This window comes from Streptomyces sp. NPDC020845 (genome assembly GCF_044334165.1).
Taxonomy (GTDB): domain Bacteria; phylum Actinomycetota; class Actinomycetes; order Streptomycetales; family Streptomycetaceae; genus Streptomyces.
Genome location: NZ_JBIRSJ010000001.1, coordinates 607,898 through 624,030 on the forward strand (window position 1 = coordinate 607,898; position 16,133 = coordinate 624,030).

At 73.2% G+C, this 16,133-nt stretch carries 1 protein-coding gene (cut by a window edge); it reads left to right on the forward strand.

Annotated features, from left to right (window positions below):
* On the forward strand, positions 1–16,133 hold the 5' portion of the coding sequence (locus ACH4U7_RS02010; protein WP_398526442.1) for an SDR family NAD(P)-dependent oxidoreductase. Its footprint extends 13,738 nt past the window's final position; 16,133 of the gene's 29,871 nt are visible here — the first part of the coding sequence; it begins with the start codon at positions 1–3; its stop codon lies beyond the right edge, outside the window.

Sequence of the window (16,133 nt, forward strand, 5' to 3'; positions counted from 1 at the left end):
GTGGTGGGGCTGTCCTGCAGGCTGCCATCCGCGCCGGACCCCGCGCGGTTCTGGGAGCTGCTGCGCGACGGGGTGAGTGCGGTGTCCGAGCCGCCTCCTGGCCGTCACGGATACGCCCACCAGGAAAACGCCCACCACGAAAACGGCGACGGTGGCCCCGGCCACGGCGGCTCCGGCGACGACGGCTCCGGCCATCGCGGGCGCGGCGGCTTCCTGGCGGACGTCGACCGCTTCGACGCCGAGTTCTTCGGGATCTCCCCGCGCGAGGCCCGGGCGATGGACCCACAGCAGCGCCTCATGCTGGAGCTGGGCTGGGAGCTGCTCGAAGACGCCGGAATGCCGCCGGACGCCGTCCGCGGCAGCGACACCGGAGTGTTCGTCGGCGTGACCGCGGACGACTACGGCGCCCTGGACCGGCGTCGGGGTGTCGCGGACATCGGCCACCACACCCTCACCGGGCTGAACCGCAGCATCATCGCCAACCGTGTCTCGTACTTCCTCGGGTTGCGCGGCCCCAGCCTGGTGGTCGACACGGGGCAGTCGTCATCCCTGGTCGCGGTCCACATCGCCTGCGAGAGCCTGCGCCGCGGCGAGTCACGGGCCGCGCTGGCCGGCGGTGTCCAGCTGAACCTCACGCCCGAGAGCACCGAGGCCGCGGCCCGCTTCGGCGGGCTGTCCCCGGACGGCCGGTGCTTCACCTTCGACGAGCGTGCCAACGGCTACGTCCGCGGTGAGGGCGGCGGTCTCGTCCTGCTCAAGCCGCTGGCGGACGCCGTGGCCGACGGCGATGAGATCTACTGCGTCATCGAGGGCGGCGCGGTCAACAACGACGGCGCCGGCGACGCCTTGACCACCCCCGACCAGCGGGCCCAGCAGGCCGTACTGCGCGCGGCCTGCCGCCGCGCGGGCGCCGACCCGACCGCCGTACGGTACGTCGAACTGCACGGCACCGGCACCCGCGTCGGCGATCCCGTCGAGGCCGCCGCCCTCGGCGCGGTGTACGGGGCCGACCGCCCCGCCGACGAGCCGCTGCTGGTCGGCTCCGCGAAGACCAACGTCGGCCACCTGGAGGGCGCGGCGGGCATCGTCGGGCTGCTGAAGGTCGCGCTCTCGCTCCGCCACGGAACCCTGCCCGCGAGCCTGAACTTCGAGCGGCCCAACCCGCGGATACGGTTCGACGAGTGGCGCCTCGACGTGGTGACGGCGGCGCGCCCCTGGCCCGCCCACCACGGCTCGGTCCTGGCCGGGGTGTCGTCGTTCGGCATGGGCGGCACCAACTGCCACCTCGTCGTATCGGACGCGACGTCGCTCGGACACGCCACACCCGCCGTGGCGGGACCGGCCACGGACCTCACGGCGGCCGAGGACGGCGAGGGCCCCGAGGACTTCGAGCCCTGCGTTGTGCCGTGGCTGCTGTCGGGCAGGACACCGGACGCGCTGCGCGCACAGGCGGCCCGGCTCGCGGCCCATGTGACCGGCGATGGTGGTGCGGACGGGGCGGATGACGCGGACGGCGGCCCGGAAACCAGTCCGGCGGCCATGGCCGACGTGGGCTTCTCCCTGGCCACGACGCGGGCCACGTTCGACCACCGCGCCGTGGTCCTCGCCCGGCACCGGGACGGCGCACTGCGCACCCTGACCGCGCTGGCCGACGGTACTCCCGGCAGCGGTGCGATCCAGGGCTGGGCGCCGCGCTCTGCCGCCACCACCGCGTTTCTGTTCTCCGGCCAGGGCTCGCAGCGGGCCGGGGCCGGTCAGGAGCTGTACCGGCGGTATCCGGCGTTCGCACGGGCGCTCGACGACGTCTGCGCCCTGATGGACGGACACCTCGAAAGGCCGCTGCGCGAGGTGATGTGCGCGCCGGAGGGCACCGACGACGCCGATCTGCTGCACCACACCGCCTACACCCAGCCCGCGCTCTTCGCCCTCCACGTGGCCCTCTTCCGGCTGCTGGAGTCCTGGGGCACCACCGCGGACTTCGTGGCCGGGCACTCGATCGGGGCCGTCGCAGCCGCCCATGTGGCCGGCGTGCTGTCCCTCGCCGACGCGTGCACCCTGGTGGCGGCGCGCGGCCGGCTGATGCAGGCGCTGCCCACCGGCGGCGCGATGGCCTCGATCCAGGCCCACGAGGACGAGGTGCGTCCGCTGCTGGCCGGTCGCGAGCACGAGGTCTCCCTCGCGGCGGTCAACGGCCCGGCGTCCGTGGTCGTCGCGGGCGACGAGGGCGCGGTCGAGGACGTCGTCGCACACTTCGCCGACTCGGGGCGCAGAACCAAGCGCCTGCGGGTCTCCCACGCGTTCCACTCGCCCCGCATGGACGCCATGCTCGACGAGTTCCGCCAGGTCGTGGCCGGGCTGTCCCTCGCCGAGCCCCGGATCCCCGTGGTGTCCGACCTCACCGGCGAACTCGCCACCGCCGAGCAGCTGTGCTCCGCGGAGTACTGGGCGCGGCACGCCCGCGAGACCGTCCGCTTCGCGGACACCGTACGTACCCTTCGGGACCGGGGCGTCGGCGCGTTCCTGGAGCTGGGCCCGGACGGCGTGCTCACCGGGATGACCCGGGAATGCCTCGACCAGCTTCCCACAAGCGCCGCAAACGCCGAGGACGCTCACGGTCCCACCGACACGCCCCCCGCGGTCGTCAGGACACTCCGCCCCGGCAGTGACGAGTCGCTGACGGTACTGACCGCGATGGCCGAACTGCACGTCCACGGCGCCCCGGTGCGCTGGGACGCGTATTTCGCCCAGCGGGGCGGTCGGCGAGTGGCACTGCCCACCTACGCCTTCCAACGGGAACGTCACTGGCTGGACGGCCAGCCGGCGGGTCAGCTGACCGAATACGGCGCCGCCACGCCCCCGGGCGCCCCCGAGCCCGTACCGGGTGAGGCACCCGCGCCCGCGGAGCCGGCCGCCAGGCAGCCGCGTGTGGACGTGGCGCGGCTGGTGCGGGCCGAGACCGCGATGGTGCTCGGCTACGCCGAACCGGAGCGGGTCGACACGAGCCTGACGTTCAAACAACTCGGCTTCGACTCCACCATGACCGTGGAACTGGTGTCCCGGCTGAGGTCCGCCACCGGTCTGCGACTGCCCAACACCGCGCTGTTCGACCACCCCACACCGGACCGGATCGCCGCCCGGCTGGCCACCGAGCCCAGCGGCGCCACCGGTACCGGCGAGACCCCGCCCCGGGCCACCGCCGCGCCCGCCGATGAGCCGGTGGTCATCGTGGGCATGGGCTGCCGCTACCCGGGCGGGGCCGACACCCCCGAGGCGCTGTGGGACCTGGTGGCGAGCGAAGTGGACGCCGTCTCCGCGATGCCGACCGACCGCGGCTGGGCGGCCGAGGTGCTGGCCACACAGCGGCCGGGCGGTTTCCTGTACGACGCCGACCGGTTCGACGCGGCGCTGTTCGGGATCTCGCCCCGGGAAGCCCTTGCCATGGATCCCCAGCAGCGACTGGCGCTCGAAGTGACCTGGGAGGCGGTCGAGCGGGCGGGGATCGCGCCCTCGTCACTGCACGGCAGCCGGACAGGTGTGTTCGTCGGCGCGATGGCCCAGGACTACGGCCCGCGGCTGCACGAGGCGACCGGCGACGCCGAGGGCTATGTGCTGACCGGCACCTCTCCCAGCGTCCTGTCCGGCCGGGTCGCCTATACGCTCGGGCTGCGCGGACCGGCGCTCACGGTCGACACCGCCTGCTCCTCGTCGCTGGTGGCCCTCCACCTCGCGGCCCAGTCGCTGCGCGGCGGCGAGTGCTCGCTGGCCCTGGCCGGTGGCGTCACCGTGATGTCCGAGCCCGGCATCTTCGTCGAGTTCGCCAAGCAGGGCGGGCTGTCCGAGGACGGCCGGTGCAAGGCGTTCGCGGAGGCCGCCGACGGCACCGGCTGGTCCGAGGGCGTGGGCATGCTGGTGCTGGAGCGGCTGTCGGACGCCCGCCGCAACGGCCACCGTATCCTGGCGGTGCTGCGCGGCTCGGCGGTCAACTCCGATGGCGCGTCGAACGGGCTGACCGCGCCGAGCGGCGTGTCCCAGCAGCAGGTCATCGGCCAGGCGCTGGCCGGAGCGGGACTCGTCCCCGCGGACGTGGACGCCGTCGAGGCACATGGCACCGGCACCAGGCTGGGCGACCCCATCGAGGCGCAGGCGATCCTCGCCACCTACGGCCAGGGCCGGGACGCGACACGTCCACTGCTGCTGGGGTCGATCAAGTCCAACATCGGACATACTCAGGCCGCGGCGGGTGTTGCGGGCGTCATCAAGATGGTCATGGCCATGCGCCATGGCACGCTGCCCAGAACACTGCACGTGGACGCGCCGTCCTCGCATGTGGACTGGACGGCGGGCACGGTGGAGCTGCTGACCGAGCCGACGTCGTGGCCGGAGGCGGAACGGCCGCGCCGCGCGGGCGTGTCCTCGTTCGGCATCAGCGGCACCAACGCCCATGTCATCGTCGAGCAGGCACCGCACGAGCCGCCACCGGCCACCGCCGCGGAGCTCGTGCCCCCGGACACAACACCCGAAGCCGCCCCCCGCGTGGTGCCCTGGCCGGTGTCGGGACGGACCGACGCCGCGCTGCGGGCCCAGCTCGACCGCCTGCACTCCTTCCTCGCCGACACCCGCGCCCCGGCGCCCGACATCGGCTACTCCCTCGCCACGACCCGCGCCCAGCTGGAGCACCGCGCCGTGCTGCTGTCCACCCCGGACGGCGTGGTGGAGGCGGCGCGGGGCGTCGCCGCGAGCGCGGGGCCCCTGACGCTGCTGTTCGCCGGCCAGGGCGCGCAGCGCATCGGCATGGGCCGCGAGCTTGCCCACCGCTTCCCCGTGTTCGCCCGCGCACTCGACGAGGTGTGCACGCTGCTGGACGGCGAGCTGGGCCGGCCGCTGCGCGAGGTGATGTTCGGCGCGGACGCCGATGCGCTCGACCGTACGGAGTACGCGCAGCCCGCGCTGTTCGCGCTCGAAGTGGCGCTGTTCCGGCTGGCCGAGTCCTGGGGGATCGTCCCCGACCTCCTCGTCGGTCACTCGATCGGAGAGATCGCCGCCGCGCATATCGCCGGTGTGCTCTCCCTCGGCGACGCATGTGCCCTGGTGGCCGCGCGTGGTCGACTGATGCAGGCGCTGCCCGAGGGCGGGGCCATGGTGGCGCTGCGGGCGGGCGAGGACGAGGTGGAACCGCTGCTCGCGGACCACACCGACCGCGCGCAACTCGCCGCGGTCAACGGCGCGTCCTCGGTGGTCCTCTCCGGCGACGAGGAGACCGTGGCGGACATCGCGGCCCGCTTCGAGGCGCGGGGCCGGAAGGCCACGCGGCTGCGGGTCAGCCATGCGTTCCACTCCCCGCTGATGGCCCCGATGCTGGCGGACTTCCGGGCGGTCGTCGAGCGGCTGGCCTTCCAGGCGCCGCGCGTCCCCATCGTCTCGACCGTCACCGGCGAGATGGTCGACGCGGCGCAGATCGGCACACCGGACTACTGGGTGGACCATGTCGTACGCCCGGTGCGCTTCGCCGCGGCGATCGCCGCGGCCGCCTCCGCCGGGTCCCGGGTGTTCCTGGAACTGGGCCCCGACGCGACACTGACGGCCCTCACCGGGGACAACCTCGCCGAGCTGACAGGCGTCACCGCGGTGCCGATGCTCCGTACGGACCGCGGCGAGGACGACGACACCGCCGCCGTGACCGCCGCGGCCCGGCTGCACGCGCACGGCGTCCCCGTACAGTGGCCCGCCCTGTTCACCGGGACCGGAGCGCGGCGGGTGGAGCTGCCGACGTACGCGTTCCAGCGCGAGCGCTACTGGGCCGGGCGGACAGCCGGTGCGGCCGATGTCGCATCGGCGGGCCTCGACCGGCCGGAACACCCGCTGCTGGGCGCGGTCGTGCGACTCCCGGACACCGGAGGGCTGCTGTGCACGGGCGTCCTGTCGACGACGGCCCAACCCTGGCTGGCCGACCATGTGGTGGCCGGACAGGTGCTCTTCCCCGGCACCGGCTTCGTGGAGCTGGCGGTCCGGGCGGGTGACGAGGCCGACTGCGGCCTCGTACGTGAACTCACCCTGACCGCGCCCCTGGCGCTGCCCGAACACCGCGGTATCCCCGTCCAGGTGGCCCTCGGCCCGCCCGACGACACCGGCTGCCGGACCCTGGGGATCTACTCCCGCCCCGACGACGCACCCGACGCGCCGTGGGTCCAGCACGCCATGGGCGTGCTCGCGCCTGGGGCGCCTGGGCTGTTGGGCGAGCCGGTCCCGGCCGAGGAGGGCAGCGCGGCCGATCAGTGGGCGTACGGCCGGACTTGGCCACCGGCCGACGCCGTGCCGCTCGACCTCGACGGCTTCTACGAGCGGCGGAGCGCGGCCGGATTCGACTACGGCCCGGCGTTCCGGGGCGTACGCGCACTCTGGCAGACCGAGGAGGCCGTACTGGCCGAGGTGGCGCTGCCCGAGCACATCGCGGGCGACGCCGCCGCGTTCGGGCTGCACCCGGCCCTGCTCGACGCCGCGCTGCACATCGTGTCGTACACCGGGCTCGACGACTCCGCAGGCGGACGGCTGCCGTTCGCCTGGACGGAGGTGTCGCTGCACGCCTCGGGCGCCTCGGTGCTGCGGGTCCGGATCAGCCGGGCGGGCGACGACGCGGTCACGCTGACCGTCGCCGACACGGAGGGCCGGGTAGTGGCCTCCGTACGCTCGCTGGCCCTCCTCCCGTACACGCCCGACGGCGGCGGCCGGGCCGGGCAACCGCTCCTGCGCCTGGATTGGGCGCCCGTGGACGCGGCGCCGTCGGCGGAGGACGGTCAGGCCCGCCGGTGGGCGGTGGCCGGCCCGGACGCCTGGGGGCTGGCCGACGCGCTGCGCTCGGCGGGCGAGACCGTGGTCGACGAGGCGACGGAACCGGCGGATGCGGTCCTGGTCCCGGTCGCCGCACCGGCCGGGGCCGTGTCCGAGGACGACGCGCTCGACGCGGTGCGCGCCGCCACCTCGGCGGCGCTCGACCGGTTGCAGCGGGATCTGCGAGACGCGGACGAGCCTGGGAACACGCCTGCGGTGGTGTTTGTGACGCGGGGCGCGGTCGCGACGGACGCCGACACCTCGCCCGATCTGGTTGGTGCGACGGTGTGGGGGCTGGTGCGCTCCGCGCAGCAGGAGAGCCCCGGTCGCTTCGTCCTCCTGGACCTGGACGGAACAGACGCCCCGCCCACGGCCGGGCCGCTGCGCGCGGCGCTGGAGCTGGACGAACCGCAGCTCGCCGTACGCGAAGGCCGCCTGCTGACGCCCCGGCTGACCCCCGTGCGCCCCTCGGAGCCTGCCGCCGAGTCCCACCGGGAGGCCGTCTGGGACACCGACGGCACCGTACTGGTCACGGGCGGACTGAGCGGGCTGGGCGCCCAGGTGGCCCGGCATCTGGCCGATGCGCATGGCGTACGCCATCTCGTCCTGGCCGGACGCCGTGGCCGCGTCACCGAAGGCGCCGACGACCTGGTGGCGGAGCTGACCCGGCTGGGCGCCGAGGTCTCCGTCGTCGCCTGCGATGTCTCGGACCGCGCAGCCGTCGCCCGGCTGATCGGCGACATCCCGGCGGCACATCCGCTGACCGGTGTGGTGCACGCGGCCGGTGTGCTCGACGACGGGTTGGTCGAGGCGCTGACCGAGGAGCGACTGGACACGGCGTTCCGGCCGAAGGCGGCCGGTGCGTGGCATCTGCACGAGCTCACCCGGAGCCATGACCTCACCGCGTTCGTCGTGTTCTCTTCGGTGTTCGGCGTCCTGGGAAACGCAGGGCAGGGCAGCTACACCGCGGCGAACGCGTTCCTCGACGCCCTCGTACGGCGGCGGGCCGCCCAGGGGCTGCCGGGCCTGGCCATCGCCTGGGGTCCGTGGCCGCAGGGCAGCGGTATGACGAGCACCCTCACGGACGCAGAGATGCGCCGCATGGCGCGGGCCGGCCTGCCGCCGCTCACCATCGACCAGGGGCTGGCCTGGTTCGACGCCGCGCCGACCGCGGGCGAACCTGCCGTCGTCGCGGCCCAGGTGGACCGCGCGGCGCTGCGCGCCCGGGGCACCGTGCCGGCGCCCTTCCGCGCGCTGGTGCCCGCCCCGGCACGGCGGGCGGTGGCGGCCGGCGCGCCGGGCGCGGGGCCCGACCCGTTGGCCGAGCTGGCGGGGCTGACGGGGGCCGACCTCGCCGACGCGGTGTCCCGGCTGGTACGGGCCGCGGTCGCCGCGGTGCTCGGGCATCCCTCCGCCGAGGCCGTGGATCCGTCGCTGACCTTCCAGGACCTCGGACTGGACTCGCTGACCTCGGTGGAGTTGCGCAACCAGCTCACCGAGACCACGGGCGTACGGCTGCCCACCACCCTCATCTTCGACTACCCCACCCCCGCGGCCGTCGCTGACTTCCTCTGCGCGCGCAGCCAGGGCACCACCGCCACCCGGCAGGTGGCCGCCGCCCCCGCCGTGACCGGGGACCCGATCGTCATCGTGGGGATGGCCTGCCGCTATCCGGGCGGGGTGAGCTCCCCCGAGGAGCTGTGGGAGCTGACGGCACAGGGCCGCGACGGCATCTCCGACTTCCCCGACGACCGGGGCTGGTCCCTGCCCGACGTGTCCTTCGCCCGCGTGGGCGGGTTCCTGTACGACGCGGGCGACTTCGACGCGGGTTTCTTCGGGATCTCCCCGCGCGAAGCGCTCGCCATCGACCCGCAGCAACGGCTCCTGCTGGAGACGTCGTGGGAGGCCCTGGAGCGGGCAGGGATGGACCCGCTCACGCTCAAGGGGAGCGCCACCGGTGTCTTCGCCGGGGTGATGTACCACGACTACCCGGCGGCCGGCGACGGCTTGCCCGAGGCCCTGCGCGGCTTCGTGGTCAACGGTACGTCCGGCAGCGTGGCCTCGGGCCGGGTTGCCTACACCCTCGGCCTCGAGGGTCCGGCCGTCACCATCGACACCGCGTGCTCGTCCTCGCTGGTCGCCGTGCACATGGCCGCGCAGGCGCTGCGGTCGGGGGAGTGTTCGCTGGCGCTCGCGGGCGGCGTCACCGTCATGGCGACCCCGGAGACCTTCGTCGACTTCGACCGCCAGGGCGGCCTGGCCTCCGACGGCCGCTGCAAGTCCTTCTCCGACGCCGCCGACGGCACCGGCTGGTCGGAGGGCGTCGGCATGCTGGTGTTGGAGCGGTTGTCCGATGCCCGTCGCCTTGGGCATGAGGTGTTGGCGGTGGTGCGGGGTTCGGCGGTGAATCAGGATGGTGCGTCGAATGGTTTGACGGCGCCGAATGGTCCGTCGCAGCAGCGGGTGATTCGTCAGGCGTTGGCGAGTGCGGGGTTGTCCGCGGCGGATGTGGATGTGGTGGAGGCGCATGGCACCGGGACGACGTTGGGTGACCCCATTGAGGCGCAGGCGTTGTTGGCCACGTATGGGCAGGATCGCGAGCTGCCGTTGTTGCTGGGTTCGGTGAAGTCGAACATCGGTCATACGCAGGCGGCTGCGGGTGCTGCGGGCATTATCAAGATGGTGATGGCGATGCGTCAGGGTGCGGTGCCCAGGACGCTGCATCTGGAGGTGCCGTCCAGCCATGTGGACTGGTCCGCTGGTGCTGTGGAGCTGGTGGCGGAGCAGCGGGCGTGGCCTGAGGTGGGGCGGGCGCGTCGGGCTGGTGTGTCCTCGTTCGGGATCAGCGGGACCAACGCGCATGTGATCCTGGAACATCTTCCGGCCGAGCCGATCGCCCCGGCCGCCGAGGAGCCGGACGCCCCCGCTGTCGTTCCTTTGGCGATTTCGGGCAAGACGGATGCGGCCCTGCGTGCCCAGGCGGAACGTCTCCGGTCCCATCTCACTGCTCGGCCGGAGGTGGGCAGGCTCGATGTCGCGCTGTCCTTGGCGCTGTCCCGGTCGGGCTTCGAGCACCGGGCAGTGTTGCTGACGCGCGACCGCGAGAGCGCGCTGAGTGGTCTTGCTGCTCTGGCCACGGGGGAGTCCACCGGTGATGTGGTGCTCGGCTCGGTGGCGCCGCGGCCCGGTGTCAGCGCTTTCCTGTTCACCGGTCAGGGCAGTCAGCGCCCCGGCATGGGGCGAGAGCTGGCGAGCCGGTATCCGGTCTTCGCCGACGCGCTCGACGCTGCCGTCGAGGAGTTGGACGGGCATCTGAGCCGCCCTCTGCGCGAGATTCTGTTCGCCGAGGCCGGCACGCCCGAAGCGGAGCTTCTTGACCGTACGGAGTTCACTCAGCCCGCCCTGTTCGCGGTGGAAGTGGCGCTGTTCCGGCTGGTGGAGTCCTGGGGTGTCACGCCCCGCTTCGTGGCCGGGCATTCGATCGGGGAGCTCGCCGCGGCACACGTGGCCGGGGTGCTCAGCCTGCCGGACGCCTGCACCTTGGTGGCGGCACGCGCCCGGCTGATGCAGGCCCTGCCCGAGGCCGGCGCGATGGTGTCGCTCGAGGCCGCCGAGGACGAGGTGGCGCCCCTGTTGGCGGGCCGCGAGCATCTGATCGGCATCGCCGCCGTCAACGGCCCCGAAGCCGTGGTCATCGCCGGTGACGAGAGCGCCGTACGGGATGTCGCGGACGACATCGCCGCACGCGGGCGCAGGACCAAGCGGCTGTCGGTCTCGCACGCCTTCCACTCCCCGCTGATGGACCCCATGCTGGACGACTTCCGCACCGTGGCCGAGGGACTGACCTACCATGCGCCGCGGATCCCCATGGTGTCCATGGTGACCGGAACACCCGTCCCCGGCAGTGGCACCGACACCGGCACCGACGGCGAGACGCCGTCCGCGGACTACTGGGTACAGCACGCCCGGGCCGCCGTACGCTTCGCCGACGGCCTCCGGACACTGGAAGACGCGGGCGTCGACACCTTCCTCGAAATCGGTCCCGACGGCGTACTCTCCGCCATGGCAAGGGACTCCCTGTCCCCCGACACGGCGCTCCTGCCGCTGCTGCGCCGGGACCGCTCCGAGGAACTGTCCGTGGCCACCGCCCTCGCCCGGCTCCATGTGCGCGGAACGTCCCCCGACTGGGCCGCGTTTCTGGCGGGGAGCGAAAACGGAGACGGACGCGGCGCGCACCGTGTCGAGCTGCCGACGTACGCCTTCCAGCACGAGCGCTACTGGCCACAGCCGACATCGAACCCGGCTGGGGACATCACCGCCGCCGGACTGGGTTCCGCGGACCATCCGCTGCTCGGCGCCGCCGTGGAGCTGGCTGATGGCGAAGGCGCGCTGTTCACCAGCAGGCTCTCGCTGCGGACGCATCCGTGGCTGGCGCAGCACGCCGTCATGGGCGCCGTGCTGCTGCCGGGCACCGCGCTCCTCGAACTGGCGATCCGCGCCGGTGACGAGGTCGGCTGCGACCTCGTGGAGGAGCTGACGCTCGCCACACCACTGGTGCTCCCCGAGCACGGCGCGATCCAGGTGCAGTTGCGGGTCGGCGCGGTGGACGTGGCCGGCCGCCGCCCGGTGGCGGTGTCCGCGCGGCCCGAGGGAGCGATGGGCCAGGAGTGGGTCCGGCACGCCGACGGTGTGCTCGTTACACGTACGCACACCACCGCTCCCGACACCGCGTTCGCGGCTGTCCAGTGGCCACCGATCGGGGCCGCGCCCATCGCGCTGGACGGGCTGTACGACCGGCTCGCGGAGGACGGATTCGGCTACGGCCCCCTCTTCCAGGGGCTCACCGCGGCTTGGCGGCGCGGCGCAGAGGTGTTCGCGGAGATCGCGCTGCCCCAGGTCGGGGACGACGCAGCACCCGTCGCGGATACGGCGGGCACCGACGGCTTCGGGCTGCACCCGGCGCTGCTCGACTCCACCCTGCGCGCGGTGGCGCTGCTCGACGGGGATATTCCTCGCACGGCCCTGCCCTTCTCCTGGGAGAACGTCACCCTGCACGCGAGCGGCGCGAGGGCCCTCCGGATCCGGCTCGCCCCGGCCGGTCCCCATGCGGTGTCCCTCGACCTCGCCGACACCTCCGGCACCCCGGTGGCCACGGTCGGCTCCCTGGCGCTACGGCCGCTGGCCGCCGAGCAACTGACCTCTGCTGTGGGCGCGGCGGAGCGCGACTCGCTGTTCCGGCTCGACTGGACGGCCGCCACCGCCGACCACGCCGCGCTCCCCGCCGACCCTGGACCGCTGGCCGTGGTCGGCCCGGACCCCCTCGGGCTCGTCGGGGCGCTCGAGGCCACGGGCCACACCGTACGCCCGTACGCCGATCTCGCCGACCTCATTCAGGCGATCGGTGACGAGGTTGTTGCCCCGGGCGCCGTGCTCATCCCGCTCACCGGAGCAGGCGGCGCGGCAGACGCTGTGGTCGCCACCGCACACCACCTCAGCGCCCAGGTGCTGACGTACCTGCAGACCTGGCTGGCCGAGGAGGAACGCCTGGCGGGCTCCCGGCTGGTGTTCATCACCCGAGGCGCCGCCGGCGACCCGCCCGGTGTCCACGATGTGGCTGCCGCGACCGTATGGGGCCTGGTGCGCTCGGCGCAGGCGGAACACCCGGATCGGTTCGTCCTCGCCGACCTCGACGCCCGGCCCGAGTCGGCCGCGGCGCTGCCGGGGGCGCTCGGCTCCGCGGAACCGCAGTTGGTGATCCGTGACGGCGCGGTCCACGTCGGCCGACTGGCCCGGGTGCCCGTACCGGGCGAGCCCGGCCCCGTACCGGGCGAGCCCGGCGCCAAATGGGACCCCGAGGGCACCGTGCTGATCACCGGCGGCACCGGGGGGCTGGGCGGCATACTGGCCCGCCACCTGGTCACCGACCACCAGGTCAGGCATCTGCTCCTGGCCAGCCGCCGTGGCCGCGCCGCAGCGGGCGCCGACCGGCTGGCCGACGAACTCACCGCACTGGGCGCCCAGGTGACCGTGGCCTCATGCGACATCGCCGACCGCGACGCACTGGCCCAGCTGGTGGCCGGTGTGGAGCGGGACCACCCGCTGACGGCCGTGGTGCACACCGCGGGCGTCCTGGACGACGGCGTGATCGAGACCCTTACCCCGCAGCGCATGGCCGCCGTACTGCGCCCGAAGGTGGATGCCGCCTGGCATCTGCACGAGCTGACCCGCCACCTGGACCTGGCCGCGTTCATCACCTTCTCGTCGGTCGTGGGCACCTTCGGCGGTGCGGGCCAGGCCAACTACGCCGCGGGCAACGCGTTTCTGGACGCGCTGGCGGAGCATCGACGTACGGCCGGGCTTCCGGCGGCGTCGCTGGCCTGGGGCCCGTGGACCCAGGCGGGCGGGATGACCAGCACCCTGACCGAGGCGGACATGCGCCGCCTGGCCCGGGAGGGCATGCCCGCGTTGCCGGCCGAGCGGGGCGTGGCGTTGTTCGACGCCGCCCTCGCCGCGCCGGACGCCGTCCTCCTGCCCGTACCGCTCGATCTGCCCGCGCTGCGCGCACGTGGCGAGATCCCGCCACTGCTGCGAGGACTCATCCGCACCCCCCTCCGCCGCTCGGCGGCCACCGCGCCCGGCACCTCGGCCTCCCTCGCACAGCGGCTGGCCGCCCTGCCGCGAGCGGAGCGCTCGGAGGCCGCGCTCGACCTGGTCCGTACGCATGTGGCGCTGGTGCTGGGACATGCGACGGCGGACGTCGTGGCGCCGACGCGCGCCTTCCAGGAGCTGGGCTTCGACTCCCTGACGGCGGTGGAGCTGCGCAACCGGCTCGGCGCCGCCTCGGGCCTCCGGCTGCCCGCGACCGTCGTCTTCGACTATCCGACCGCCGAGGCGCTGGCGGGCTACCTGCTTGACGAACTGCTCGGTCCGGAAGCGACCGGTGCCGCGGATACCGCGGAGGCCGGGAACGCGGCCCACGCACTCCTCCCCGTCGCCGATGACCCGGTGGTGGTCGTGGGCATGGCCTGCCGCTACCCGGGCGGGGTGCGTTCTCCGGAAGACCTGTGGCGTCTGGTGGACGGCGGTCAGGACGCCATCTCGGGCTTCCCGGACAACCGTGGCTGGGATCTGGAGGCGCTGTACGACCCGGACCCGGATCACGTAGGCACGTCGTACACCCGGCAAGGTGGCTTTCTCCACGATGCTGGGGAGTTCGACGCGGCGTTCTTCGGGCTCAGCCCGCGTGAGGCGTTGGCGACCGATGCGCAGCAGCGGTTGTTGCTGGAGACGTCGTGGGAGGCGTTCGAGCGGGCGGGGATCGATCCGGCGTCGCTGCGGGGCAGCCGGACGGGTGTGTTCGCGGGGGTGATGTACAACGACTACGGCACTTTGCTGCGCGGTGCGGAGTTCGAGGGGTACCAGACGAACGGCAGCGCGGGCAGTGTGGTGTCGGGGCGGGTGTCGTACACGCTGGGTCTGGAAGGTCCGGCGGTCACGGTCGACACCGCGTGTTCGTCTTCGCTCGTGGCGATGCATTTGGCGGCTCAGGCGCTGCGGTCGGGGGAGTGCTCGCTGGCGTTGGCCGGTGGTGTGACGGTGATGTCGACACCGGCGTCGTTTGTGGAGTTCTCGCGGCAGCGGGGGTTGTCGCCGGACGGGCGGTGCAAGGCGTTCTCGGAGTCGGCCGACGGTGTGGGCTGGTCCGAGGGTGTGGGTGTGCTGGTGTTGGAGCGGTTGTCCGATGCCCGTCGCCTTGGGCATGAGGTGTTGGCGGTGGTGCGGGGTTCGGCGGTGAATCAGGATGGTGCGTCGAATGGTCTGACGGCGCCGAATGGTCCGTCGCAGCAGCGGGTGATTCGTCAGGCGTTGGCGAGTGCGGGGTTGTCCGCGGCGGATGTGGATGTGGTGGAGGCGCATGGTACGGGGACGACGCTTGGCGATCCGATTGAGGCGCAGGCGTTGTTGGCCACGTATGGGCAGGATCGCGAGCTGCCGTTGTTGCTGGGTTCGGTGAAGTCGAACATCGGTCATACGCAGGCGGCTGCGGGTGCTGCGGGCATTATCAAGATGGTGATGGCGATGCGTCAGGGTGCGGTGCCCAGGACGCTGCATCTGGAGGTGCCGTCCAGTCATGTGGACTGGTCCGCTGGTGCTGTGGAGCTGGTGGCGGAGCAGCGGGCGTGGCCTGAGGTGGGGCGGGCGCGTCGGGCTGGTGTGTCCTCGTTCGGGATCAGCGGGACCAACGCGCATGTGATCCTGGAACATCTTCCGGCCGAGCCGATCGCCCCGGCCGCCGAGGAGCAGGACGCCCCCGCTGTCGTTCCTTTGGCGATTTCGGGCAAGACGGATGCGGCCCTGCGTGCCCAGGCGGAACGTCTCCGATCCCATTTCGCCGAGCGGCCCGAGGCGGACAGGGCCGATGTCGCGCTGTCCTTGGCGCTGTCCCGGTCGCGTTTCGAGCGTCGAGCTGTGCTGCTGACCCGCGACCGCCAGGGTGCGCTGGATGCGCTTGCTGCTCTGGCCGGGGGAGAGTCCGCCGCTGATGTGGTGCTCGGCTCGGCGGCCCCGCGCCCCGGCGCCACTGCCTTCCTCTTCACCGGTCAGGGCAGTCAGCGCCCCGGCATGGGGCGTGAGCTGGCGAGCCGGTATCCGGTCTTCGCCGACGCGCTCGACGCTGCCGTCGAGGAGTTGGACGGGCATCTGAGCCGCCCTCTGCGCGAGATTCTGTTCGCCGAGGCCGGCACGCCCGAAGCGGAGCTTCTTGACCGTACGGAGTTCACTCAGCCCGCCCTGTTCGCGGTTGAGGTGGCGTTGTTCCGGCTGGTGGAGTCCTGGGGGATCGTCCCTGACTATCTGGTGGGGCATTCGGTCGGTGAGATTGCGGCGGCGCATGTGGCGGGGGTGTTGTCGCTGGCGGATGCGTGTGCGCTGGTGGTGGCGCGGGGTCGGTTGATGCAGGGGTTGCCCTCGGGTGGGGCGATGGTGGCGGTGCGGGCGGCTGAGGACGAGGTGGTGCCGCTGCTGTCCGGTGACGTGTCGATCGCGGCGGTCAACGGTCCTGGTTCGGTGGTGGTGTCCGGGGCGGAGCGGGAGGTGTTGGAGCTTGCGGAGCGGTTTGCGGTGCTGGGGCGGAAGACGAGCCGGTTGCGGGTGTCGCATGCGTTCCACTCCCCGCTGATGGACCCGATGCTGGACGAGTTCCGCACCGTGGCCGAAGGCATCTCCTACCGGCCCCCGGCCATTCCGGTGGTGTCCAATGTGACGGGCGGCCTCGCTACGGAGGAGCAGCTGTGCTCCGCCGACTACTG